Origin of the sequence: Promicromonospora sp. NPDC050880 (assembly GCF_044456525.1) — a bacterium.
In the GTDB taxonomy this organism is placed as follows: Bacteria; Actinomycetota; Actinomycetes; order Actinomycetales; family Cellulomonadaceae; genus Promicromonospora.
This window is the reverse complement of sequence record NZ_JBITFV010000005.1, coordinates 203,342-225,570: the sequence shown is the minus strand read 5'-3', so window position 1 is coordinate 225,570 and position 22,229 is coordinate 203,342. Positions and strand designations below refer to the sequence as shown.

Below are 22,229 nucleotides of genomic sequence, written 5' to 3'. Positions count from 1 at the left end.
GATGATCTGGACGAACTGGGCGCGGACGGCCAGTGCGACTCCCGCGCGACAGGTGCACCCGGCCACCGAGGAGGACCTGTCCGCCGCGGTGCGCCGGGCCGTGCGCGAGGGACACACCGTCCGGGCGGTCGGCGCGGGGCACTCGTTCTCCGCGGCGGCCGCCACGGACGGCGTACAGGTCGACCTGGACCGGCTGAACGCCCTGCACCGGGTCGAGCGCGACCCCGGCACGGGGAACGCCCTGGTGACCGTGGGTGCGGGCATCCGGCTGCACCAGCTCAACCGGGTGCTCGCCGAGCGTGGGCTCGCCCTGCAGAACCTGGGCGACATCGACCGGCAGACGATCGCGGGCGCCGTCTCGACGGGGACGCACGGCACCGGCGCGCGGTTCGGCAGCCTCGCGAGCCGGGTGCGCGCCCTCACCGTGGTGGGCGCCGACGGCGAGGTCACCCGCTGCAGCCCCACCGAGCACCCCGACCTGTTCGAGGCGTCCCGCCTCGGCCTGGGCACGACGGGTGTGCTGAGCACGGTCACCGTCGAGGCCGTCCCGGCCTTCGACCTGTGCGCACAGGAGGACGTCCAGCCGGTGGAGCGGGTGCTCGACGAGCTGGACCACCTGGTCGACGGTGCCGACCATTTCGAGTTCTTCTGGTTCCCGACCGCACGCCACGTGCAGACCCTGACCAACACCCGGGTCCCGGCCCGGGCGGACGCCGACACGCCGGCCGGGGCGGGCCACAGCGTGCGCCGGGCCGCGTCCGCCGTCCGCGCCTTCGTCGACGACGAGGTGCTGTCCAACGCGGGCCTGGAGCTCGCGAACCGCACGGCCACCGCTCTCCCGGCCGTGACGCCCCGCCTGAACGCGTTCGCGGCCCAGGCCCTGCGCCCCCGCACCTACACGGCGCCGTCGTACCAGGTGCTCTGCAACCGGCGGCGGGTGCGGTTCCGGGAGACGGAGTACGCGGTCCCGCGTGCGGTCGTAGTCGACGTCCTGCGGGAGATCGACGGCTGGCTGCGCCGCACCGGCGAGAACGTCCCCTTCCCGCTGGAGATCCGGTTCGCCCCGGCCGAGGACGCCTGGCTCTCCACCGCGTACGGCCGCGAGACCGCCTACGTGGCCGTGCAGCAGTACTGGCGCCTGCCGTACGGCCGGTACTTCGACGCCGCGGAGCAGATCTTCACGGCCGTCGGCGGACGCCCGCACTGGGGCAAGATGCACACGCGCGACGCCGCCTACCTCGCCGGCCAGTACAGCCGGTTCGAGGACTTCCGCCGGGCACGGACGGCCGCCGACCCGGACGGCGTGTTCACCAACCCGTACACCCGGCGGGTCTTCGGCTAGGGCTCCGTCGGCCGCATCTCGTCGAACACGTCCCGGGTGAGGACGGCGAACCCCTCGCGCGCGGCGGCGTCGTCCTGGTCCACCATCCACGCGAGCTCGATGCCGTCGATGCGCAGCGCCGTCATCCGGGCGAGGTCGTCGATGTCCGTGGCCCACGTGACGCCGACGACCTCCGCCAGCCGCACCAGGTACTCCCGCGTCATCGCGATGCTCTGCCGCAGGTGCGCCTGCGCCACCTCGCGCAGCACCGGCGTACGCGCCCCGGAGACGGCGAACTCGAACGTGAGCAGCCGCATGTGCTGGTGCTCCTTGAGCCCCAGCAGCATCGCGTCGACCGTGGCCTCCGCGAGCACCCGGCGGTCGGGGCCGGCCTCGAGCGCGCGCAGCACCGGCTCCGACGCCCGCATCGCGATGGACCGGCCCATGGCCCGCAGCATCGCGTCCTTGTCGTCGAAGCAGTAGTGCACGGTGCCGAGGGAGATCCCGGCCTCCTGCGCCACGCGGCGCACGGTCACCGACTCGACGCCCTCGCGCAGCGCCACGCTCAGGCCGGCCTCGACGATCTCGGCCCGACGCTCGTCGAGCGGCTTGCGCTTGTTCATGTCGCGTCCCCGCCGACCGCGCCGGACGACGGCTCGCCGTCGGGCACGACGAGGGCCGTCGCGATGGCCGCGATACCCTCGCCGCGGCCGGTGAGGCCGAGCGCGTCGGTCGTGGTCGCCGTCAGGGACACGGGCGCGCCGGCAGCAGCGGACAGCGCCGCCTGAGCCTCGTCGCGCCGCGTACCGACCCGCGGATGGTTACCGATCACCTGGACTGCCACGTTACCGATCATGTACCCAGCAGCCCGGACGCGCCTCGCGGCCTCGGCGAGCAGGGTGGTTCCCGAGGCCCCCGCCCACTCCGGACGGCCCGTGCCGAAGTGCGATCCGAGGTCACCCAGGCCCGACGCGGAGAACAGTGCGTCCGCCGCGGCGTGCGCGGCCACGTCGGCGTCGGAGTGGCCTGCCAGGCCGCGTTCCCCCGGCCAGTGCAGGCCGCCGAGCCACAGCTCGCGGTCGGAACCCTCCGGGGCGTAGGCGTGCACGTCGACCCCGATGCCGGTGCGCGGCAGGGGGTACCCCGCCGGGCCCGGGCGCGGGGGTTCCGGCGTGCTCGGCGAGTCGGTCATGCGTTGCTCTCCTGCAGCACGAGGGACGCGAGCCACAGGTCGCGTTCGGTGGTGATCTTGAAGGCGGTCGCGTCCCCGGCGACCATGTGGACCGGTTCGCCCAGTGCCTCGACGAGGCCCGCGTCGTCCGTCGCCGCGAGGTGCTCCGCGAGGGCCCGGGCCGCACCCGTACGGTGTGCGCGCACCAGGAGGTCCCGTGCGAAGCCCTGCGGGGTCTGCACGGCCCGCAGCATCGACCGGTCGGGCGTGCCCGTGACCAGCTCGGCGTCGCCGTCGGGGCAGACCTGCTTGACCGTGTCCGTGACCGGCAGCCCGGGCACGACGGCGCCGTGCCCGCTGCGCACCGCGTCCACGACCCGCCGGACGAGGTCCGCGGGCACGAGGGGCCGCGCCGCGTCGTGCACCAGCACCACGTCGTCGCCGGGCCGGGCCAGCGCGAGGCCGGCCGCGACCGAGGCCTGGCGGGTGGGGCCGCCGTCGGTCACCTCGACCGGCACGAGCACGTGCGGGTCGGCGGACAGCAGGTCGGCCATGACGCCGACCAGGCCGTCGGGTGCGGTGACGACCAGCGAGTCCACCACACCCGACGCCGCGAGGCGGCGTGCGGCGTGCAGCACGAGCGGGAAGCCGTCCAGCTCCACGAGGGCTTTGGGCAGGTCACGCCCCAGACGGGATCCCGAGCCGGCGGCCGTCAGGATTGCAAGGGTCGTCATCTCGTCGCAGGTCCCCACAGGATCTTGGTTGAGCGAAGGATCCCGTGGGGCGCGAGGTCCTGACAGGTGTGTCAGACGTGCGGGGGACCCTGTGGGTCGGTCAGGAGGCGAGGACCTCGTCGAGGATCGCTTCCGCCTTCTCCTCCTCGGTGTGCTCGGCCAGCGCGAGCTCCGAGACGAGGATCTGCCGGGCCTTGGCGAGCATGCGCTTCTCCCCTGCGGACAGGCCGCGGTCGGCGTCCCGCCGGGACAGGTCACGCACTACCTCGGCCACCTTGATGACGTCGCCGGACGCGAGCTTCTCGAGGTTCGCCTTGTACCGGCGCGACCAGTTGGTGGGCTCCTCCGTGTACGGGGCGCGCAGCACCTCGAACACGCGGTCGAGGCCCTCCTGGCCGACCACGTCGCGCACTCCCACGAGGTCGACGTTCTCCGCCGGAACCTCGATGGTGAGGTCGCCCTGGGCAACCTTGAGCTTGAGGTACATCTTCTCTTCGCCGCGAATCTTGCGGGTCTTGATCTCTTCGATCAGCGCCGCGCCGTGGTGCGGGTAGACAACCGTCTCGCCTACTGTGAACGTCATCTGCAGATGTCCCCTTTCCCTGACACCAGGTTACCACGGCGTGATCTGCAGAACTTGCGCCCTTGGCAACCTCCAGGCATCATTTGCCGCTGCGTTTTCGCAGGTCAGAGGTGTCGCAGAGGGCTCAGGGAGGCCCGTGACCGGCCCGCGCACCCCGATCGGATCGTTCCGGAGCCGTGACCGGCACCACGCCGTGACCGGGCATTTCGCCGCCTTCGCGATGCGCGGGCACACCGTGTGGCCCACTAGGATATGGCGGGGATCCGACCCCGCACGAACCAGCCGAAGATCAGGGAGTTCACCGTGTCCCGTCGCGCCACCGCCGCCCGAGGCGCCCGCACCATCGCCCTCGCAGCGGTCTCCGCCACGGGGGCTCTCCTCCTGGCGGCCTGCTCGCCGACCACCACGACGCTGAACTACGACCCGTCGGACGGCGTGGGCGTCTCGGTGCTCGGCGAGGAGAACCGGGACCTGCGCGGCATCAACCTGATGGTCGTCTCGGCGGCCGAGGGCGAGGCCGGCAACGTGCTCGGCGCGCTGGCCAACCAGACCGCCGAGGACGCCGCGTTCACGCTGGAGGCCCCCGGCGCGGCCCCCGTGACGCTGGACGTCCCGGCGGGTGGCACCGTCTACCTGGGCACCGAGACCGGCGAGACCGTGGCGCTCGACACGGTCGGCGCGGCCCCGGGCGAGTACCTCGACGCGGTGCTCACCGTGGGCGCGGACAGCAAGGAGTTCCAGCTCCCGGTCCTGGACGGCACGCTGCCGGAGTACGCGGAGCTCCTGCCGGCGGCCGCGGCGCCGTCCGGGTCGCCGTCGGCCTCCCCGTCGCCGTCCGCCACGGAGTGACCTGACGCCCGTCACGGGTACGACAGAGGCCGGTGGCCCGGCGTGGGAGACCACGCCGGGCCACCGGCCTCTGTCGTACCGGGCTCAGCCGGCCGTCACCCGAAGCGGCCCGAGACGTAGTCCTCGGTGGCCTTCTCGCTGGGCGACGAGAAGATCGTCGCGGTGTCGTTCATCTCGATGAGGCGGCCGGGCTTGCCGGTGCCCGCGATGTTGAAGAACGCGGTCTTGTCGCTCACGCGCGCGGCCTGCTGCATGTTGTGCGTGACGATGACGATCGTGTAGTCCTTCTTCAGCTCCTGGATCAGGTCCTCGATCGCCAGGGTGGAGATCGGGTCCAGGGCCGAGCACGGCTCGTCCATGAGCACCACCTGCGGCTTGACCGCGATGGCGCGGGCGATGCAGAGGCGCTGCTGCTGACCGCCCGACAGGCCCGAACCGGGCTTCTCCAGACGGTCCTTGACCTCGTTCCAGAGGTTGGCGCCGCGCAGGGACGACTCGACCAGGTCGTCGGCGTCGGACTTCGAGATGCGCTTGTTGTTCAGCTTCACGCCCGCCAGCACGTTGTCCCGGATGGACATCGTGGGGAACGGGTTGGGGCGCTGGAACACCATGCCCACGGTGCGGCGCACGGCCACGGGGTCGACGTCGTCGCCGTAGAGGTCGACGCCCTCGAGCTCCACCTTGCCCTCGACGTAGGCGCCGGGGATCACCTCGTGCATGCGGTTGAGGGTGCGCAGGAACGTCGACTTGCCACAGCCCGACGGGCCGATGAAGGCCGTCACGGACTTGGGGTCGATCGTCATGGAGACGCCCTCGACGGCACGGAAGTCGCCGTAGTAGATGTTGACGTCCTTGACGTCGATTCGCTGAGCCATCGTTGAGTTCCTTCGGACTGTGGCTTCGGGTGAGGCGGACGTGCGCGGTGCGTCAGCGGAGCTTCGGCGCGAACCAGCGGTTCACGAGCCGGCCGATGATGTTGAGGAGCATCACGATCACGATCAGCGTAAGGGCTGCCCCCCACGCGTTCTGCAGGGCGATGTCCGCCACGCAGTTCTCCTGGCCCTCGCGGCAGGTGGCCAGACCCTGGCTGTACTGACGGTAGATGAAGACCGGCAGCGTCATCATGCGCCCGTCGAACGCGTCGAAGTTGATGGAGTCGGTCACGCCCACCGCGACGAGCAGCGGCGCGGTCTCACCGATCACGCGGGCGACCGCCAGCAGCACGCCCGTGGTCAGGCCGGCCACGGAGGTGCGCAGCACGACCCGCACGATGGTGAGCCACTTGGGCACGCCGAGCGCGTACGACGCCTCGCGCAGCTCGTTCGGCACGAGCTTGAGCATCTCCTCGCAGGAGCGCACCACCACGGGGATCATGAGCACCGACAGCGCGACGGCGCCCATGAAGCCGAAGCGCGCGCCCGGGCCGAAGAAGATCGTGAACAGCGAGACCGCGAAGAGGCCGGCCACGATCGACGGGATACCCGTCATGACGTCCACGAAGAACGTCACCGCACGGGCCAGCGCGCCGCGGCCGTACTCGACCAGGTAGATGGCGACCAGCAGGCCGACCGGCACCGAGATGAGCGCCGCCCAGCCGGTGATGATCAGCGTGCCCATGATCGCGTGGTAGATGCCGCCGCTGGGGTCGCCGCCGAAGATGCCGCGCATCGAGTAGGTGAGGAACTCGAGGGTGACGCGGCCGGCACCGTTGAACAGCACGGTCCACAGCAGCGAGACCAGCGGCACCATCGCGAGCGCGAAGGCGCCCCAGATGAGCACCGTCATGATGCGGTCGGTGCGCCGGCGGCGCGGCTCGGCGGTGGTCAGGAGCACGCGGGTGCGCTCCGTGGCGTCCGTGGTCGACGTGTCGACGCTCATCAGTTGGCCCCCGAGAATTCCTTGCGGCGGGCGACGATGGCCCGGGCGGCCATGTTCACCGCCAGCGTGATGACGAACAGCGCGAGACCGGTGGCGATCAGGGCGTTCACGGCCAGGCCGCTCGCCTCCGGGAAGTCCAGGGCGATGTACGCCGCGATGGTCTGCTGCTGGGCGGCCTGGAGGATCTTGAACGAGTACAGGAAGCCGGGCGAGAGGATCATCAGCACGGCCATGGTCTCGCCGAGCGCGCGGCCCAGCCCCAGCATGGCGGCCGAGATGACGCCGGACTGCCCGAACGGCAGCACCGCGGTGCGGATCATCTCCCACCGCGTGGCACCCAGCGCGAGCGCGGCCTCCTCGTGCAGGCGCGGCGTCTGCAGGAACACCTCGCGGGAGACGGCCGTGATGATCGGCAGGATCATCACGGCGAGCACGACCGCGACGGTCGCCAGGGTGCGGGCCGTCGGCGACGCGTCACCGGCGAACAGCGGGAACCACCCGACGTACTGGTTGAGCCAGGACCACACCGGCCCGACGGCGGGCGCCAGGACCGTGAACCCCCACAGGCCGTAGACCACCGACGGGATCGCGGCGAGCAGGTCCACGAGGTAGCCCATGAGCTGGGCGAGCCGGCGCGGCGCGTAGTGCGAGATGAACAGCGCGATGCCCATGGCCACGGGCGTGGCCAGCAGCAGGGCCAGCACGGCGGCGAGCAGCGTGCCGAAGACGAGCGGCCCGACGTACGCGATGAAGGACGTGTCGTCGGGGTAGCGGGGCACGGCGTCCGCGAGCTCCGCGGAGCTGGCCGACACCGCCGGCCACGCGCGCGCGATCAGGAACAGCGCGACCGCAGCCAGGGTCGCGAGGATGAGCGCACCGGCACCGGTGGTGATCCAGCGGAAGATCCGGCTGAAGCCCCGCTCGGTGTCGCCGCTCGACCGGCGGGGCCGCGTGGGCGCCGGGGCAGCGGGTGGGCTGTCAGTGGTGGTCACAGAGGTCCTCGGCTCGTCGTGTCTGTGCTCGTCGGATGTGAGTTCAAGCCTGGCACGGCCGTGCCGGTGACCGGGCCACGGGACCTTGCGGTCCCGTGCGGCCCGGCCACCGGCCGGGTGGTCGTACTGCCGGTACTGCGTGCCGGCCGGGTCAGCCGGCCGTGATGGCCTCGACCGACGGCAGGAACTGCTCGGTCAGCGAGGTCGGGAGCGGGGCGGAGCCGGCCGAGTCGGCCGCTGCGGACTGGCCCTCCTCGCTCAGGATGTAGGTGTAGAAGCCCTTGACCAGGTCCGCGGTGGCGGCGTCCTCGTAGGTGGCGCAGGCCAGGTGGTAGGAGACGAGCACGATCGGGTAGGTGCCCGGGATGTCGCGCTTGAGGTCGTAGGCGAACACGTGGTCGCCGGTGCCCTCGATGCGGTCCGAACCCTCCACCACGGCCGCGGCGGCCTCGGGGCTGTACTCGACGAACTCGTCGCCGACGCCCACGGCCACCGTGCCCAGGTCAGCGATCTGCGAGGCGTCGGCGTAGGTGATGGTGCCCTCGCCGGCCTGCGCGGCGCTGACCACGCCGGAGGTGCCCTGCGCGGACTCCTGGCCGTCCACGGGCCAGATGCCCTCGGGCTCGTAGGTCCACACGTCCGGGACCACGGTGTGCAGGTACTCCTGGAAGTTCTCCGTGGTACCCGAGTCGTCCGAGCGGTGCACGACCGTGATGTCGGTGTCGGGCAGCTCGGCGTCGGGGTTGTCGTCGGCGATCGCCGCGTCGTTCCACTTCTCGATGTCGCCGTTGAAGATCTTCGCGATCGTCTCGGAGGACATGTTCAGGGTGTCGACACCCTCGAGGTTGAAGGCGACGGCCACCGGGGAGATGTAGGCCGGGTACTCGATGACCCCGCCCTCACCGCACTGCGCCTCGGCGTCGGCCATCTCGTCCTCGTCCAGGGCGGCGTCCGAGCCGGCGAACGCGAAGGCGCCGGAGATGAAGTTCTCGCGGCCGCCACCGGAACCGGTCGGGTCGTAGTTGACGGTGACGTCGGGGTACTGGCTCTGGAACCCGGCGCGCCAGGCCTCCATGGCGGACTCCTGCGACGACGCACCGCCGCCGTTGAGCTCACCCGAGAGGTCCATGGCGGACTCGGAGCCCGCACCGGTGGGCTCGTCCTCGCCCGGGTTCTGACCGCAGGCTGCGAGGCTCAGCGCGAGCGCGCCCACCATGACAGCGGAGCCAACGCGGGGGAATCGGCTGATCTTCACGTGTCGTTCCATCCTGTTCAAGTCGTACGCGCGGCGAGCGCCGCAGCGTCAGTCGGGACGCTAGGGAGCGGGAATGACCTCATCCCCAGGACTAGGTAAACGGAAGGTGAACAAGCCATCACGGAGGGGGTGATCCCCGCCACGCTCACCCTGGCACGAGGCCGCCCGGCTCACCCGTCAGGCCCCTTCCTCGGGCCGTTCCTGGGTCAGGTAGATGGCGTCCGCGGCCTCGGCGATCCAGGCCTGGACGTCGGGCGAGATCGCCGCGCTGCCCGCGGCCGCGGCGGCGCGCTGCTGCCCCTCGGCCGAGGCCACGTAGGAGACGAACTCCTTGACGAAGGTGCCCTTGGCCCGGTCGTCGTACCGCGAGCAGACCACGAGGTAGGACACGAGCACGAGGGGGTAGGCGAAGGACTTGTCGATGGTGCGGTCGATCGCGAACGCGAGGTCGTGCTCGTACCGGTTCTCGATCCGGGGCGAGACGTCGACGACGGCGGCCGCGGCGTCCGCGCTGTAGGGCACGTACTCCTCGCCCACCTTGATCGCGACGTGCCCCAGGCCACCGGTGGCCGACGCGTCGGCGTAGGTGATGCCGCCCGGCGTGGACCGGACCGTCCTGGTCACGCCGCCCGTGCCGTCCGCGCCGAAGCCGCCCGGCAGCGGCCACAGCCCGTCCGGTGCGGAGGGCCAGGCGCCCGGGGCGGTCGCGTGCAGGTAGTCGGTGAAGTTCTCGGTGGTGCCCGAGTCGTCCGACCGGTGCACCGGCGTGATCTCCAGGTCCGGCAGCGTCGCCTTCGGGTTGGCCGCGACGATCGCCGGGTCGTTCCACCGCGTGATGTTGCCCGTGAAGATCTTGGCGACGAGCTCGGAGGACATGTTCAGCCGCTCGACGCCGGGCACGTTGAAGGCCACCGTGATCGGGCTGATGTAGACCGGCAGGTCGATCGCGTTGCCACCGTCGCAGGCGGGGCCGGAGGCGGCCATCTCGTCGTCGCTCAGGGCCACGTCGGAGGCGCCGAAGGCCGAGGTGCCCGCGAGGAACGCCGCGCGGCCGTCACCCGAGCCGGCGGGGTCGTAGGTGATCGCGGCGTCGGGGTTGCTCTCCCGGAACCCGGCGATCCAGGCCTCCATCGCCGTCTCCTGCGACGAGGCACCGACCCCGCGGAACTCACCGACGACGACGGGCTCCGCCTCGGTCGTAGGTTCCTGCGCCCCGAGACCCGGCAGGTCCACCGCCGCGCAGCCCGCGAGCGGCAGCACGAGGGCGCCTGCGGTGGCGGCAGCGACGAGACGGGTGTAGTGGGTGCTCACGGGTCGCGAAACTACTCACGGGCGCCGTCTCGCGAGCAAACTCCAGGTGAACGGAAGGTGACCGCCCGCGTGCCCCGCCCGTGACGTGCGACACGGGGGCGGGCACGCCGGAGTCGGGTCAGCCCTCGTCGTCGGCCAGCTTGTAGCCCAGGCCACGCACCGTGAGCAGGTACTTCGGTGTGCCCGGGTCCGGCTCGATCTTCGAGCGGATGCGCTTGACGTGGACGTCGAGCGTCTTGGTGTCACCCACGTAGTCGGCGCCCCAGACCCGGTCGATGAGCTGGCCGCGGGTCAGCACCCGCCCCGCGTTGCGCATCAGCAGCTCCAGGAGGTCGAACTCCTTGAGCGGCAGGGCCACGTTCTGGCCCGACACCGCGACGGTGTGCCGCTCCACGTCCATCCGGACGGGGCCGACCTCCAGGACGCCGTCCTCGTCGCTCTCCGCCGGGTCGCTGGGCTGGCGCCGGCGCAGCACCGCCCGCACGCGGGCGAGCAGCTCGCGGTAGGAGTAGGGCTTGGTCACGTAGTCGTCGGCGCCGAGCTCCAGGCCCACGACCTTGTCGATCTCGGAGTCCTTGGCGGTCAGCATGATGACCGGCACGTCACCGCGGGCCCGCAGCTCCCGGCACACCTCCGTGCCCGAGAGCCCGGGCAGCATCAGGTCGAGCAGCACCAGGTCGGCTCCCTCCGCGTCGTACGCGGCGAGCGCCGAGTTGCCGTCGGCCGCCTCCACCACCTCGAAACCCTCACGGGTGAGCTGGTACGTCAGCGGGTCCCGGTACGACTCCTCGTCCTCGACCACCAGGATGCGCGTCACGCACCTACCTCCTCGTTCCTCGTGGCCCCGTCGTGCGCGGCCGTGTGCTGGTCCTGCTCCCCCGCCTCGGCGGCCGGGACGTCGTCCCGGGCCGCGCGGTCGGCGCCGTCGGGCCGGTCCGCGGACGGGATGCGCAGGGTGAAGGTGGAGCCTCGCCCGGGTTCGGACCACATCGTGACGTCGCCCCCGTGGTCGGCGGCGACGTGCTTGACGATGCTCAGGCCCAGCCCGGTGCCCCCAGTGTCGCGCGAGCGTGCCGGATCCACCCGGTAGAACCGCTCGAAGACGCGGTCCTGCGCGTCCTCCGCGATGCCCACGCCCTGGTCGACGACGGCGATCTCGACGAGGCCGGCCCGCTCGTTCACCCCGACGCCCACGCGGCTGGCGGGCCCGGAGTACGCGACGGCGTTGTCCACCAGGTTGCGGACCGCGGTGACCAGGAGGTTGTGGTCGCCGTAGACCTCGGTGTCGAGGTCGCCGCCCATGGTGATCGCGATGTTCTTGGCCTGCGCCGTGGTGCGGGCCCGGTCGACCGCCTCCTCCACGACGTCGCGGATCGGGACGGGGGTGAGCTTTGGCACAGCGCCCGCGCCCTGCAGGCGCGAGAGCTCGATGATCTCCTGCACCAACGCGGACAGCCGGACGGCCTCGCGCTGCATGCGTTCGGTGAACCGGCGGACGGCGACCGGGTCGTCCGCGGCGTCGGCCACGGTCTCGGCCAGCAGGGCCAGTGCGCCGACCGGCGTCTTCAGCTCGTGCGACACGTTGACCACGAAGTCGCGGCGGATCGCCTCGACGCGCCGTGCCTCCGTGCGGTCCTCGGCGAGCACCAGCACCCGGTCCAGGCCCAGCGGGGCCACGCGCACCTGCAGCAGCACCGTGCCCTGGCCCACCGGTCCGCGCGGCAGCTCCAGCTCCTGCTCGCGGATCACCCCGTCGCGCCGCACGAGGGCCACGAGGTCCGTGATCGCGGGGTGCACGAGCGCGTCGTTGCGCACCACGCCCAGGGCATAGGCGGGCGGCGAGGCCCGCACCACCTCGTCCTCGCCGTCCAGCACGACGGCGGCGGAGCGCAGCACGGAGAGCACACGGACGAGGCCCGCGTCGAGCTCGTCGGGTTCGGTCTGAGGAAGGGCGTGCTGCTGCCGCTCGGAGACGCGGAACGCCAGGGTGGCGACCACGCCGACGATCACGCCGAAGATTCCGGCGACCAGCACCGGTACCCCGGAGATGATTCCGTCCACGCCTCCAGGGTAGGTCGATGTTTCAACCGCTGATCGACGTCGGTGGGCGCTCCGACCATCGCGTCGCCTAGTGTTCATGTCGGGGAGGAAGAGCGTTAACCTCCCGGTACACCGCGCCGTCGAGCCTTGGCGGGTGCGGGCGGTAGCTGTGCCGCGCGCCGTTCCGGGACGTGTCCGGACGGCCGGTCCGGCCGTGCGTCGGCCCGCCCCGCCCCCGCGGCGGCGCGACAGCGGACGCGAAGCCGTCCGTGCGCCCCGAGTGCGAGAGGAAACCGATGCGACAGATCTTCGAAGCTGAGCTCCAGCAGGTCGGCGAGGACCTGACCGAGATGAGCAGGCTCGTGGAGTCCGCCATCACCCGAGCCGGTACGGCACTGCTGGAGGCCGACCTCCAGCTCGCACAGGAGGTGATCGCCTCCGACAAGACCATCGACTCGATCGAGGACTCGCTCGACGAGCGGTGCGTGCACCTGCTCGCGCAGCAGGCCCCGGTCGCCACCGACCTGCGCGTGGTGGTCAGCGCACTGCGGATGAGCGCCTCCCTGGAGCGCATGGGCGACCTCGCCCGGCACATCGCGCAGGTGGCGCGCGGCCGCTACCCCGCGCAGGCGATCGTGCCGGAGGCGCGGGGGACGTTCGCGCAGATGCACGACGCGGCCGTCCGCGTGGCCCAGCGCACCACCCGGCTGCTCGCGTCGCGCGACCTGGAGGTGGCGGAGGCCATCGAGCGCGACGACGACCTGCTCGACGAGCTGCACCAGCAGACCTTCAACACGCTCCTGGCACCCGAGTGGCAGGGCACGGTCCAGGAGGCCGTCGACGTGACGCTCGTGGGCCGCTACTACGAGCGCTTCGGCGACCACGGCGTCTCGGTGGCCCGCCGCGTCACGTTCCTGGTCACGGGCGACTTCCCGGAGGACTGACCGCGACCGTCGCTGAGTGCTGGACGTTCGCCCTTCCGACACACGGGAGAGGGCGAACATCCAGCACTCACGTGTTTCAGCGGCCCTGGTTCGCCACCGCGGCGATCGCGTCCTTCGCCGCCTCCGGGTCCAGGTACGTGCCGCCCGGCTTCACCGGCGCGAGGGTCTCCTCGTCCAGCTCGTACACCAGCGGGATGCCCGTGGGGATGTTCAGCCCGGCGATGGCCTCGTCGGAGATGCCGTCCAGGTGCTTCACCAGGGCGCGCAGCGAGTTGCCGTGCGCGGCGACCAGCACGGTCCTGCCGGCCTTGAGGTCGGGGACGATCTCGCTCTCCCAGTACGGCAGCGCGCGCTCCAGCACCAGCTTGAGGGCCTCCGTGCGGACGACGGGGGCGTCGGCGTAGCGCGGGTCGGCGTCCTGGCTGAACTCCGAGCCCAGCTCGATCTCGGGCGGCGGCACGTCGTACGAGCGGCGCCAGAGCATGAACTGCTCCTCGCCGAACTCCTCCAGCGTCTGCTTCTTGTCCTTGCCCTGCAGGGCGCCGTAGTGGCGCTCGTTGAGGCGCCAGCTCCGCTTGACCGGGATCCAGTGCCGGTCGGCCACGTCGAGCGCCAGGTTCGCGGTCATGATCGCGCGGCGCAGCAGCGACGTGTGCAGGATGTCCGGGTTCACCCCGGCCTCCTTGAGGAGGGCGCCACCGCGCTTGGCCTCCTCGACGCCCTTCTCGGAGAGGGCGACGTCCACCCAGCCGGTGAACAGGTTCTTCGCGTTCCACTCGCTCTCGCCGTGGCGGAGCAGCACGAGGGTGTAGGTCATGCCCCCCATCCTGCCCCAGTTTCCGCCGCGCGCCGACGGCGGTCCGGCGTGCGGGCGACGCCGCTACCGTGCGGCGTGACGCTTGCGCGCCCGCTCGTAGACGTCCAGCGTCTCCTCCGCGGTGCGGTCCCACCCGAAGCGGGCGGCGGACGCACGGGCGCCGGCCGCCAGCCGCTCCCGCACCGCGTCGTCGTCGAGCAGGGTCTTGAGGGCCAGGGCCCAGCTCCCGGGCTCGTGGTCGGGCACCAGGACGCCGGAGACGCCGTCCTGGACCACCGTGCGCAGGCCACCGACCGCCGCCGCGACCACCGGCGTCCCGGCCGCCTGGGCCTCCGCCGCGACCAGGCCGAACGACTCGTTGTGGGACGGTACCGCCACCAGGTCCACGGCGCGGAAGTAGTCGGCGAGGATCCCCTGCGGCACCGGCGGCCGGACCCGCACGTGCCGGGCCACTCCCTCCTGGTAGGCGAGTGCCTCCAGCTCGCGCACCGCCGTCGGGCGGCCGGAGGCACCACCCAGCACCACGAGCAGCGGCGGCCGGCCGTCCCACACGCGCTCCCCGAGCGCGCGGACCAGCACGTCGGGACCCTTGAGCAGCTGCACCCGGCCGGCGAACAGCACGATCCTGCGGTCGGTGGGCAGGGCGAGGCGCTCGCGCAGCTCGTCGCGCGCACGGTCCCGTCCGGCCGGGTCGCCCTCCGTGCCCCCGGGCAGCGGCGAGAACACCCCGAGGTCCACGCCCGGCTGCACCACGTGCACCCGGGCGGGGTCGGCGTGGTAGTCGCGCACCAGGTCGGCGGCCTCCTCGTCCGTGTTGGCGACCAGGGCGTCCGCCTCGGCGACCACCTGTTCCTCGCCGATCACGCGACCGTGCGGCTCGGGCGAGTCACCCGGCGCGAGGGCCGCGTTCTTGACGCGCGCCATGGTGTGCATGGTGTGCACCAGCGGCACGTCCCAGCGCTCGGCCGCCAGCCAGCCCACCTGGCCCGACAGCCAGTAGTGGGTGTGCAGCACGTCGTACCAGCCCTCCGGGCGGTGCGCCTCGGCGCGCAGCACGCCCGCCGCGAACGCGCAGAGCTGTCCGGGCAGGTCGTTCTTGTCCAGGCCCTCGTACGGCCCGGCCGCCACGTGGACCACGCAGATCCCGGGCTCCGGGTTCGTCACCTTCGGCTGGGCCGACGACGTGGCCCGCGTGTAGATCTCGACCTGCGCCCCGCGGCGGGCCAGCGCCCGGGAGAGCTCCAGGACGTACACGTTCATGCCGCCCGCGTCGCCCGTGCCCGGCTGCTCCAGCGGAGAGGTGTGCACGGAGACCATCGCGATCCGCAGCGGGCGCGTCTCACCCGGGTCCGCGAGGTCGGGCGGCAGGCTGTCGCGCATCACGCCACCAGGACGCACGCGGGCGCGGGCAGCTCCAGCCGGCCGGTGATCTCCCCCTTGCCCGACGCACGGTCGAGACGCACCGCGATCAGCTCGTCCGTGTTCTGGGCGGCCACGACCACCACCTCGCCGTCGGCCAGGACCGCGTGGTGCCGCGGCCAGGCACCCGCGCCCAGGTCGACGTCGGCCACGTTCTCGATCGTGAGGTGCCCGGCCTCCTGCGCTCCCCGCGCGGGCCCGGACCCGGGCGCGGACGGCGTCTCGGCCGCCCCCGCCGCGCGTACCCGGAGCACGGACAGGACGTCGGGCCCGCGCACGCCCACGTGCACCAGGTCGCCGACGACGGTGATGTGCGAGGGGTACCCGGCGGCGCCGTCGGGCAGCGTGCGGGTGGTGATCGCCACGGAGCCGGCGTGCTCCAGGCGGCCGGGGCCGGCGGGGACCAGCACGTGCAGCCGGCAGTCCAGCTCCCCCGCGACCAGGATCGTGCCGTCGGCGAGCTCGACGAGATGGCGCGGGCCCGCCCCGGGCGGCAGCACGGCGGCGACGGTGCCCTCCGCCGGGCCGGAGCCGTCGAGCGGGTAGGAGCGCAGCTCGTCGGTGCCGAGGTCGCAGACCAGCACCCGGTCGCCCCACGGGTGCACGAAGTGCGCGTGCGCGCCCTCCTGCCGGTCCGGCACCGGTCCCGACCCGGCGTGCGGGTGGGTGCGCGCCGCGCCGAGCTCGCCGTCCGGGCCCAGCGACAGGCGTGCGGCCACGCCGTCGCCGTAGTTCGCCACCCAGGCGGCGGCGCCGGTCGCGACCACGTGGCACGGGCTCGCCCCGCCCGAGGGGCCGCTCGCCGCGCGGGTCAGCGCGCCGGCGTCGGACACGTGGAACGTGGTGACGGTGCCCGGTTCGGTCTCCGTGACCGCGACGAGCGTGCGGCCGGACGGGTCCAGCGCGAGGAACGAGGGGGCCGCGACCGGGGCCACGAGCTCGGCGCCGGTGAACGTCCCGCTCGGGTCGAGGCCCGCGCGCCAGATTCCCTCACCGGAGCCCGGGGCCGCGCCCGTCGTCGGATAGGTGCCGATCCACAGGGCGGCGGTGGGGATGCTCATGCCGCCAGCCTAGTTCCGCGTGGCGCGTGCTCCGGCCGGGGCGGGCGTTCCGGCCCGGGACGCGCGACGCCCCGGTTCCCCAGGACGGGGAACCGGGGCGCGACATACCTCGTGCCGCGCTCGCGTCAGCCGTTGGCCTTCGCGTAGGCGTCCTGGACCTCCGCCGAGATGCGACCGCGGTCGCTCACGGTGTAGCCGTTGGCCTTGGCCCATTCACGGATCGCCGCGGTGTCGTTGCCGGACCGCGAACGGCGCGTGGTGGTCGTGGTACCACGGGCGACAGGCGACTTCACCTTGCGCGCGTGGCCGACCCACGAGGCGAGCGCGTCCCGAAGCTGGGACGCGTGCTCGGCATTGAGGTCGATCTCGTAGGAGACGCCGTCGAGGCCGAAGTTCACGGTCTCGTTGGCGGCACCGCCGTCGATGTCATCTTCGAGAACGAGCTGAACCTTCTGAACCATACGGGTACTTCCCTTCCGCGCCACAAATTCCGGGGTTAGTTCGTGAGCATGCCTCACCCAATATTGACATGTCAATAATGGGCATGTGACCCCGATCACCAAAACTTCACCCGGCGCGGTGAAGACGCGGATTTGATCTGCCGGACCCGCGGGGATAACCTCAGCGGCGCTGATCAGCGCGAAGGGGAATTCTCTGCCTTTTTCGCTGCCGCAGCGATGGCGGCCTCACGGTCCATTCGGTCCAGCGCCTCACGTTCGTGCCGGTCCGCGCGAAGGATCTTGCGCATCGCAAACCAGAACAGCAGGCCGACACCCACCGAGGGCGTGAGCCCGGCAAGCACCGCAAGCGTCGTATCCATCACAAGATCCTCACAAGCTCGTCCACGCGGTTCATTTTCCTCAGGCCTGCGGCTTCACCAGCGGGAAAAGGATGGTCTCGCGGATGCCCTGACCCGTCAGCGCCATGAGCAGGCGGTCGATGCCCATGCCCATTCCGCCCGAAGGCGGCATCGCGAATTCCATCGCCGTCAGGAAGTCCTCGTCCAGCAGCATGGCCTCGTCGTCGCCCGCCGCGGCCATCCTGGCCTGCGCCGCGAAGCGCTCACGCTGGATCACCGGGTCGACCAGCTCGGAATAGCCCGTGGCCAGCTCGAACCCGCGGACGTAGAGGTCCCACTTCTCGACCTGTCCCTTTTCCGTGCGGTGGTCACGCGTGAGCGGTGACGTCTCCACCGGAAAGTCCCGCACGAACGTCGGCGCCGTCAGGTGGTCGCCCACCCGGTGCTCCCAGAGCGTCTCGACGAGCTTTCCATGGTTGAGGATCTTCTTGTTGCCGACCTCGACGTCGAGCCGGGCCGCGATCTTCTCGAGCTCATCGACCGAGGTTCCCGCGGTGATCTCCTCGCCCAGGCTTTCCGAGAGCGAGGCGTACATGCGCAGGTTTGTCCATTCCCCGCCCAGGTCGTACTCGGAACCGTCCGCGAGAGTAACCAGCGTGGTACCAAGAACGTCCTGCGCGGCGGTCTGCACCAGGTCCTGGGTGAGTGCGCCGATGGTGTTGTAATCCCCGTAGGCCTCGTAGGCCTCCAGCATCGCGAACTCCGGGGAGTGCGACGAGTCGGCACCCTCGTTCCGGAAGTTCCGGTTGATCTCGAAGACCTTCTCGACGCCGCCGACGACGGCCTTCTTGAGGAAGATCTCGGGCGCGATGCGCAGGAACAGCTCCAGGTCGTACGCATTCATGTGCGTCGAGAAAGGACGTGCCGCCGCACCCGACGCAATGGTCTGCAGCATCGGCGTCTCGACCTCGAGAAAGCTGCGGCGGTGGAAGTTCTCGCGCAGCGAGCGCACCACGCCGGCGCGCAGGCGCACCATGTCCCGGGCCGCGGGACGCGCGATGAGGTCCACGTAGCGCTGGCGCACGCGGGCCTCCTCGGACAGGTCCTTGTGCAGCACCGGCAGGGGTCGCAGCGACTTCGCCGCGATCTGCCACCCGTCGGCGAACACGCTCAGCTCGCCGCGGCGGGAGGAGCCCACCCGGCCGTGCAGGAACAGGTGGTCGCCCAGGTCCACGTCGGTCTTGAAGGCCGCGAGCGCCTCCTCGCCGACCTCGGCGAGGCTCAGCATGCCCTGGAGACGGTTGCCCTCGCCGTCCTGCAGCGTGACGAAGCACAGCTTGCCGCCGATGCGCACGAAGACGACCCGCCCGGCGACACCGACGACGTCGTCCGTCTCCTGGCCCGCCTCGAGGTGCCCGTAGGCCGCGCGGACCTCCGCGATCGTGCTGGTGACCGGCACGGTGACCGGGTAGGCCTCGACCCCGGCGGCCAGCAGCCGCTCGCGCTTCTCGCGCCGGACCCGCAGCTGCTCGGGCAGGTCGTCGGTCGGCGGGGCAGCGGGATTCTCGGCTGCGGGGTTCTCGGTCACGAGGGCGATTCTATCGGGGCCGCACGACCTGATATCCCCGGGCTCATTTCCCCGGGCGGAGGTCCAGGGCCAGATCGAGGATGGGGGCGCTGTGGGTCAGGGCGCCCACCGAGAGGTAGTCCACACCCGTGGCGGCGACCTCTCGCGCCACCGGCAGCGTGAGGTTGCCCGTGGCCTCCAGCTCGACGTGGGCGGGTACGCCGTCGCGACCCTCGCGCGCGCGGACGGCGGCGACCGTCTCGGCCAGCAGGCCGGTCTCCATGTTGTCGAGCAGCAGGAAGTCCGCTCCCGCGGCCAGGGCCTCCAGCGCCTGGTCCGTGGTGTCGGCCTCGACCTGGACCGGTACGTCCGGGAACCGCTCGCGGACGGCGCGGACCGCCGCGGCGACCGACCCGGCGGCGACCACGTGGTTGTCCTTGACCATGGCGACGTCGTACAGGCCCATGCGCTTGTTGGTGCCGCCGCCGGCACGCACGGCGTACTTCTGCAGGGCGCGCAGGCCCGGTGTCGTCTTGCGGGTGTCGAGCACCTGCGCGCCCGTGCCCGCCAGCTCGCGGGCGAAGGCGCGGGTCGCGGTGGCGACGCCGGAGGCCCGGCTCGCGAGGTTGAGCAGCGTGCGCTCGGCCACGAGCAGCACCTGGGTACGGCCCTCCAGCGCGGCGAGCACCTGGCCGCGGGTCACGGCGTCGCCGTCCTGCGCGTGGAAGGTCACGGCCGGGGCGGGCAGGCCCAGGCGGGCCGCGACCTGGTCCAGGACCTCGCGCACCACGACGAGGCCCGCGACGACGCCGTCCTCACGCGCCACCAGGTCCGCCACGCCGGTCGCGGACGGCGGGATGGTGGCCTGCGAGGTGACGTCCCGGCCGGGCGCGGGGCCCAGGTCCTCGTCGAGGGCCACCTCGACGGTACGGGCCACCCAGGCCGGGTCGAGGGCCGGGCTGACCGCGGTGGGGGTGGTGAAGACGGGGAGGGTGCTCACGGGCTCACCGTATCCGGCGCACCCGCCGCACCGGCGCGGTCCACCATGTCCTGGAGCATGCGCTCGGAGTCGGTGAGGTACCGGTTCAGGTCGTCGGCGGCGCCGGCGGCGTCACCCGCGAGGAAGCGGCGCAGGAGGCCCGCGTTGCGGTCCACGAAGCCGTCGAAGAACGCGCCGTTGTCGCCGAGCAGGCCGAACGACAGGCGCAGCTCGGCGGAGAGGTTGGCGTGCACGCGGTCGAGGCGCGGGCTGCCCGCCAGCGCCACGATCCCCGCGTGGAAGCGCATGTTGGCGGCAGCGATGTCGCGCCAGTCGCCGCCGAGGCGGGCGGCGAGGGCGGCGTCGACGGCGTCCCGCATGGTGCGCGCGCCCGGGTGCGCGGGGTCGCCCGCGGCGAGGACGGGCACCTCGATGAGGCGGCGGACGCGGTAGATGTCGACGACGTCGGCGAACGTGGGTCGCGCGACCGCGACGCCCGCGTTGGGCCGGCGGACCAGGAGGCCCTCGTGCACCAGGATCCGGAAGGCCTCGCGCAGGGTGTTGCGGGAGACGTCGAGGGTCTCGCTCACGGCCTGCTCGGAGAGCCGCTGCCCGGGGGCCAGCCGGCCGCTGACGATGAGCTCGCGGATGGCGTCGGCGCTCCGCTCCGCTCGATCGACTGTCACTCCCCCATCCTACGGACCGCTGAGTGCTGGATATTCGCCCCTTCCCGCGGGCAAGGAGGGCGAATATCCAGCACTCGACGGGTCAGTCGACCGTGTCCAGGACCGCGTGGACCAGGTTGCGGGTCTGGGCGGCGATCGAGGTGCGCCAGGCGTCGAACGTCGGGTCGCTCACGCCGAAGTCCGTCTCGAAGTGCTGCATGTCCGGGGTGTGGATGTGCCCGGCCGGGATGTCGAGCCCGGCGCGGTCCCGCAGCAGCGTGTTGCGGTAGGCGCTCTCGTTCGACAGGTAGTTGCCACCGCCGCCGCTGTACGAGCAGGAGCCCTCGGCCGGCGGCACCGGCGGCGTGGCCGGCGGGTAGGTGACGGACGGCGGGCTGTTGAAGGTCGTCAGCGCGGGCGAGGTGCAGTCGGTGAACTGCGTGTAGCTCGTGTTCCAGACCACCCCGAAGGCCACGGACGGGTCGGGCCAGGTGTCGCCCGGCGGGCGGGGCACGTCGGCGCCGGTGTCGGCGGCGATCATCTCGGCGACGGGCAGGCTGGCCGAGGTCCACTGGGGCGGGTCGGTGAGGCCGTCACCACCGCCCCAGCGGTCGACCACCTGGGAGTTGCAGCCCGGGTTGTCGAGGGCGAGCTGCGGCACGCCGCCGACCCGCGGGCACGGGGCGAGCCGGTCGTTGCCGAGGGAGACGCCGTGGTAGCGCGCGTTCCACTGCTCCAGGTTGAACTGGGACCCGCCGGCCTGGCTCACCGTGATCGAGGCGTCGACCTGGCGCGGTCCGGGCTCCATGAACGGGCCGACCGTGTCCTCCAGGTAGCCCTCGGCGAACTCGCGGTAGCTCACGGGCAGGGTGTAGGCCTCCACGTACGCGATCCGGCCGTCGTCGGTGCGGTAGCGGGTACCGTCCAGCGACAGCGCGGTGGCACCCGACGGGTTGCCGTGCCGGATGTTGTTGCCCACCGTGCCCGGCGCGGACCCGGTGGTGCCGCCGTCGAGCGTGTAGACGTCGAACCCGCTCACGATCACGCGCAGCACGTCGCGGCCGCGCGGCAGGTCGATGTCGAGCATGCCCCGGGACGCCTTGTCGAACCGCTCGATCAGGCCGGCCCGCTCGGCGTCGGTCAGGCCGCCCCGGGGGTCCCACTGCCGCAGCACGGCCATGGTCTCGACCCGGGTCCAGTACAGCGGGCGGTCGTCGCTCGCCGGCAGGTCGCCGCGCACCGCGTCGTCGTCGGACTGCGCCCGGCGGACGGCGGCGTCCCACAGGGCCTCGCCCTTGCGCTCGGCGAGCGCGGTCGCGTCCTTCAGGGTGCGGGTGCGGCACAGCTCGGCCGTGAAGGCCGCCGTGTACCCGCCGAACCCGCCGCCCTCGATCACCGTGCGGGCGTAGGTCCGCGCGGCGGGCACGGTGGGGTCGGTGGCATCGGGCAGGTAGGCGGCCAGGCGGCTCTCCTCGGCCGAGAGCGGGATGTCCGGGTCGAGGCAGGCGGCCTGCGTGCCGGCCGCGGCGGGACCGCTCGCCGGGTCCGCGGCGGCAGCGGGGACCGCGAGCGCGGTGGTGGCACAGAGCGCGAGGGCGACGGCGCCCGCGCGCATCCTGGCCGGAGGTCGTGATGTCGGCATGGTTCTCCCCTCAGAGATGCGTTCGTCACCGACCGTAGAGGTTCGTTGAACAATCCGACAGGGCTCGGGGCGTAAACATCTGGTGTCCCGGGCTATCCACCAGCACTGGTGCCGTGTCATGATCGACAAGGTCCCGCAATGCGGCGGTAACAACTGGGCGGGACGATCCTGACTGTTGAACAATCCGGCTCATCCCAACGAC

General features: G+C 72.1%; 23 protein-coding genes. 3 read left to right on the top strand and 20 right to left on the bottom strand.

The genetic code is table 11. From position 1 onward, the window contains the following. The first annotated feature begins 1 nt into the window (after window position 1). The gene (locus ACIBBF_RS11750; protein WP_397413362.1) at window positions 2-1,342 is read left to right on the top strand and encodes a D-arabinono-1,4-lactone oxidase; all 1,341 of its coding nucleotides are present in this window, start codon (window positions 2-4) and stop codon (window positions 1,340-1,342) included. On the opposite strand, the gene ACIBBF_RS11745 is transcribed toward ACIBBF_RS11750, so the two are convergent. The 4 genes from ACIBBF_RS11745 to ACIBBF_RS11730 all read right to left on the bottom strand — a co-directional run bounded on the left by ACIBBF_RS11745 (window position 1,339) and on the right by ACIBBF_RS11730 (window position 3,809). After that, entirely contained in the window at window positions 1,339-1,944 is a 606-nt protein-coding gene (locus ACIBBF_RS11745) for a TetR/AcrR family transcriptional regulator (RefSeq protein WP_397413361.1), read from the bottom strand. The genes ACIBBF_RS11750 and ACIBBF_RS11745 overlap by 4 nt on opposite strands. Next, window positions 1,941-2,513, bottom strand: a complete 573-nt coding sequence (gene ispF, locus ACIBBF_RS11740; RefSeq protein ID WP_397413360.1) for a 2-C-methyl-D-erythritol 2,4-cyclodiphosphate synthase — start codon at window positions 2,511-2,513, stop codon at window positions 1,941-1,943. Before ispF ends, ACIBBF_RS11745 begins: the two co-directional genes overlap by 4 nt. Then, window positions 2,510-3,226, bottom strand: a complete 717-nt coding sequence (gene ispD / locus ACIBBF_RS11735; protein ID WP_397413359.1) for a 2-C-methyl-D-erythritol 4-phosphate cytidylyltransferase — start codon at window positions 3,224-3,226, stop codon at window positions 2,510-2,512. The genes ispF and ispD overlap by 4 nt, the downstream gene beginning before the upstream one ends. Window positions 3,227-3,326: 100 nt before the next feature. Next, window positions 3,327-3,809, bottom strand: coding sequence for a CarD family transcriptional regulator (locus ACIBBF_RS11730; RefSeq protein ID WP_020017968.1), 483 nt, complete (start codon window positions 3,807-3,809; stop codon window positions 3,327-3,329). Window positions 3,810-4,112: 303 nt separating this feature from the next. Here ACIBBF_RS11730 and ACIBBF_RS11725 point away from each other — a divergent pair, with 303 nt between their 5' ends. Then, window positions 4,113-4,658: a hypothetical protein gene (locus tag ACIBBF_RS11725; RefSeq protein ID WP_397413358.1), complete on the top strand. Its 546-nt coding sequence runs from the start codon at window positions 4,113-4,115 to the stop codon at window positions 4,656-4,658. Window positions 4,659-4,753: 95 nt separating this feature from the next. Here the strand turns inward: ACIBBF_RS11725 and pstB are convergent, their stop codons facing one another. From pstB to ACIBBF_RS11690, 7 genes are all read right to left on the bottom strand, one after another. Next, on the bottom strand, window positions 4,754-5,533 hold the full coding sequence (gene pstB, locus ACIBBF_RS11720; RefSeq protein WP_397413357.1) for a phosphate ABC transporter ATP-binding protein PstB: 780 nt from the start codon (window positions 5,531-5,533) through the stop codon (window positions 4,754-4,756). Window positions 5,534-5,585: 52 nt separating this feature from the next. Beyond that, entirely contained in the window at window positions 5,586-6,536 is a 951-nt protein-coding gene (pstA, locus tag ACIBBF_RS11715) for a phosphate ABC transporter permease PstA (RefSeq protein ID WP_397413355.1), read from the bottom strand. Then, the gene (pstC, locus tag ACIBBF_RS11710) at window positions 6,536-7,528 is read right to left on the bottom strand and encodes a phosphate ABC transporter permease subunit PstC (protein ID WP_397413354.1); all 993 of its coding nucleotides are present in this window, start codon (window positions 7,526-7,528) and stop codon (window positions 6,536-6,538) included. The genes pstA and pstC overlap by 1 nt, the downstream gene beginning before the upstream one ends. A gap of 151 nt (window positions 7,529-7,679) precedes the next feature. Beyond that, window positions 7,680-8,783 (bottom strand): phosphate ABC transporter substrate-binding protein PstS, encoded by a 1,104-nt coding sequence (pstS, locus tag ACIBBF_RS11705; protein WP_397413353.1) that lies wholly within the window; start codon window positions 8,781-8,783, stop codon window positions 7,680-7,682. A 177-nt stretch (window positions 8,784-8,960) separates the two neighbouring features. Then, window positions 8,961-10,094, bottom strand: a complete 1,134-nt coding sequence (pstS, locus tag ACIBBF_RS11700; RefSeq protein WP_397413351.1) for a phosphate ABC transporter substrate-binding protein PstS — start codon at window positions 10,092-10,094, stop codon at window positions 8,961-8,963. Between the two features lie 118 nt (window positions 10,095-10,212). Further along, the gene (locus ACIBBF_RS11695; RefSeq protein ID WP_397413350.1) at window positions 10,213-10,911 is read right to left on the bottom strand and encodes a response regulator; all 699 of its coding nucleotides are present in this window, start codon (window positions 10,909-10,911) and stop codon (window positions 10,213-10,215) included. Further along, window positions 10,908-12,155 carry a sensor histidine kinase gene (locus tag ACIBBF_RS11690; protein ID WP_397413349.1) on the bottom strand — a complete coding sequence of 416 codons (1,248 nt, stop codon included), beginning with the start codon at window positions 12,153-12,155 and terminating at the stop codon, window positions 10,908-10,910. Before ACIBBF_RS11690 ends, ACIBBF_RS11695 begins: the two co-directional genes overlap by 4 nt. Window positions 12,156-12,430: 275 nt before the next feature. Here ACIBBF_RS11690 and phoU point away from each other — a divergent pair, with 275 nt between their 5' ends. Further along, window positions 12,431-13,078 (top strand): phosphate signaling complex protein PhoU, encoded by a 648-nt coding sequence (gene phoU / locus ACIBBF_RS11685; protein WP_397413348.1) that lies wholly within the window; start codon window positions 12,431-12,433, stop codon window positions 13,076-13,078. A 76-nt stretch (window positions 13,079-13,154) separates the two neighbouring features. On the opposite strand, the gene ACIBBF_RS11680 is transcribed toward phoU, so the two are convergent. The 9 genes from ACIBBF_RS11680 to ACIBBF_RS11640 all read right to left on the bottom strand — a co-directional run bounded on the left by ACIBBF_RS11680 (window position 13,155) and on the right by ACIBBF_RS11640 (window position 22,027). Further along, window positions 13,155-13,895, bottom strand: coding sequence for a phosphoglyceromutase (locus ACIBBF_RS11680; RefSeq protein WP_397413347.1), 741 nt, complete (start codon window positions 13,893-13,895; stop codon window positions 13,155-13,157). Between the two features lie 63 nt (window positions 13,896-13,958). Then, window positions 13,959-15,275 (bottom strand): D-inositol-3-phosphate glycosyltransferase, encoded by a 1,317-nt coding sequence (gene mshA / locus ACIBBF_RS11675; protein WP_397413346.1) that lies wholly within the window; start codon window positions 15,273-15,275, stop codon window positions 13,959-13,961. Continuing rightward, entirely contained in the window at window positions 15,275-16,375 is a 1,101-nt protein-coding gene (locus ACIBBF_RS11670) for a lactonase family protein (protein WP_397413345.1), read from the bottom strand. The genes mshA and ACIBBF_RS11670 overlap by 1 nt, the downstream gene beginning before the upstream one ends. A gap of 125 nt (window positions 16,376-16,500) precedes the next feature. Beyond that, window positions 16,501-16,836, bottom strand: a complete 336-nt coding sequence (locus ACIBBF_RS11665; protein ID WP_397413344.1) for an Lsr2 family protein — start codon at window positions 16,834-16,836, stop codon at window positions 16,501-16,503. 173 nt (window positions 16,837-17,009) lie between these two features. Further along, the gene (locus tag ACIBBF_RS11660) at window positions 17,010-17,195 is read right to left on the bottom strand and encodes a hypothetical protein (RefSeq protein WP_397413343.1); all 186 of its coding nucleotides are present in this window, start codon (window positions 17,193-17,195) and stop codon (window positions 17,010-17,012) included. Between the two features lie 40 nt (window positions 17,196-17,235). After that, window positions 17,236-18,762, bottom strand: coding sequence for a lysine--tRNA ligase (gene lysS, locus ACIBBF_RS11655; RefSeq protein ID WP_397413342.1), 1,527 nt, complete (start codon window positions 18,760-18,762; stop codon window positions 17,236-17,238). A gap of 43 nt (window positions 18,763-18,805) precedes the next feature. Next, window positions 18,806-19,741: a carboxylating nicotinate-nucleotide diphosphorylase gene (gene nadC, locus ACIBBF_RS11650; protein ID WP_397413341.1), complete on the bottom strand. Its 936-nt coding sequence runs from the start codon at window positions 19,739-19,741 to the stop codon at window positions 18,806-18,808. After that, complete coding sequence (locus tag ACIBBF_RS11645) at window positions 19,738-20,406, bottom strand: GntR family transcriptional regulator (protein ID WP_397413340.1); 669 nt, start codon at window positions 20,404-20,406, stop codon at window positions 19,738-19,740. The genes nadC and ACIBBF_RS11645 overlap by 4 nt, the downstream gene beginning before the upstream one ends. A gap of 82 nt (window positions 20,407-20,488) precedes the next feature. Then, window positions 20,489-22,027 (bottom strand): hypothetical protein, encoded by a 1,539-nt coding sequence (locus tag ACIBBF_RS11640; RefSeq protein ID WP_397413339.1) that lies wholly within the window; start codon window positions 22,025-22,027, stop codon window positions 20,489-20,491. Window positions 22,028-22,229: the final 202 nt, after the last annotated feature.

Bases quoted from the DNA above. Each gene is read 5' to 3' on its own strand.
- ACIBBF_RS11670 (WP_397413345.1), bottom strand. From the start codon at position 16,375: ATGAGCATCCCCACCGCCGCCCTGTGGATCGGCACCTATCCGACGACG.
- mshA (WP_397413346.1), bottom strand. From the start codon at position 15,275: ATGCGCGACAGCCTGCCGCCCGACCTCGCGGACCCGGGTGAGACGCGC.
- ACIBBF_RS11680 (WP_397413347.1), bottom strand. From the start codon at position 13,895: ATGACCTACACCCTCGTGCTGCTCCGCCACGGCGAGAGCGAGTGGAAC.
- ACIBBF_RS11665 (WP_397413344.1), bottom strand. From the start codon at position 16,836: ATGGTTCAGAAGGTTCAGCTCGTTCTCGAAGATGACATCGACGGCGGT.
- pstA (WP_397413355.1), bottom strand. From the start codon at position 6,536: ATGAGCGTCGACACGTCGACCACGGACGCCACGGAGCGCACCCGCGTG.
- pstB (WP_397413357.1), bottom strand. From the start codon at position 5,533: ATGGCTCAGCGAATCGACGTCAAGGACGTCAACATCTACTACGGCGAC.
- ACIBBF_RS11640 (WP_397413339.1), bottom strand. From the start codon at position 22,027: ATGCCGACATCACGACCTCCGGCCAGGATGCGCGCGGGCGCCGTCGCC.
- ACIBBF_RS11660 (WP_397413343.1), bottom strand. From the start codon at position 17,195: ATGGATACGACGCTTGCGGTGCTTGCCGGGCTCACGCCCTCGGTGGGT.
- ACIBBF_RS11750 (WP_397413362.1), top strand. From the start codon at position 2: ATGATCTGGACGAACTGGGCGCGGACGGCCAGTGCGACTCCCGCGCGA.
- phoU (WP_397413348.1), top strand. From the start codon at position 12,431: ATGCGACAGATCTTCGAAGCTGAGCTCCAGCAGGTCGGCGAGGACCTG.
- ACIBBF_RS11730 (WP_020017968.1), bottom strand. From the start codon at position 3,809: ATGACGTTCACAGTAGGCGAGACGGTTGTCTACCCGCACCACGGCGCG.
- ispD (WP_397413359.1), bottom strand. From the start codon at position 3,226: ATGACGACCCTTGCAATCCTGACGGCCGCCGGCTCGGGATCCCGTCTG.
- ACIBBF_RS11745 (WP_397413361.1), bottom strand. From the start codon at position 1,944: ATGAACAAGCGCAAGCCGCTCGACGAGCGTCGGGCCGAGATCGTCGAG.
- ispF (WP_397413360.1), bottom strand. From the start codon at position 2,513: ATGACCGACTCGCCGAGCACGCCGGAACCCCCGCGCCCGGGCCCGGCG.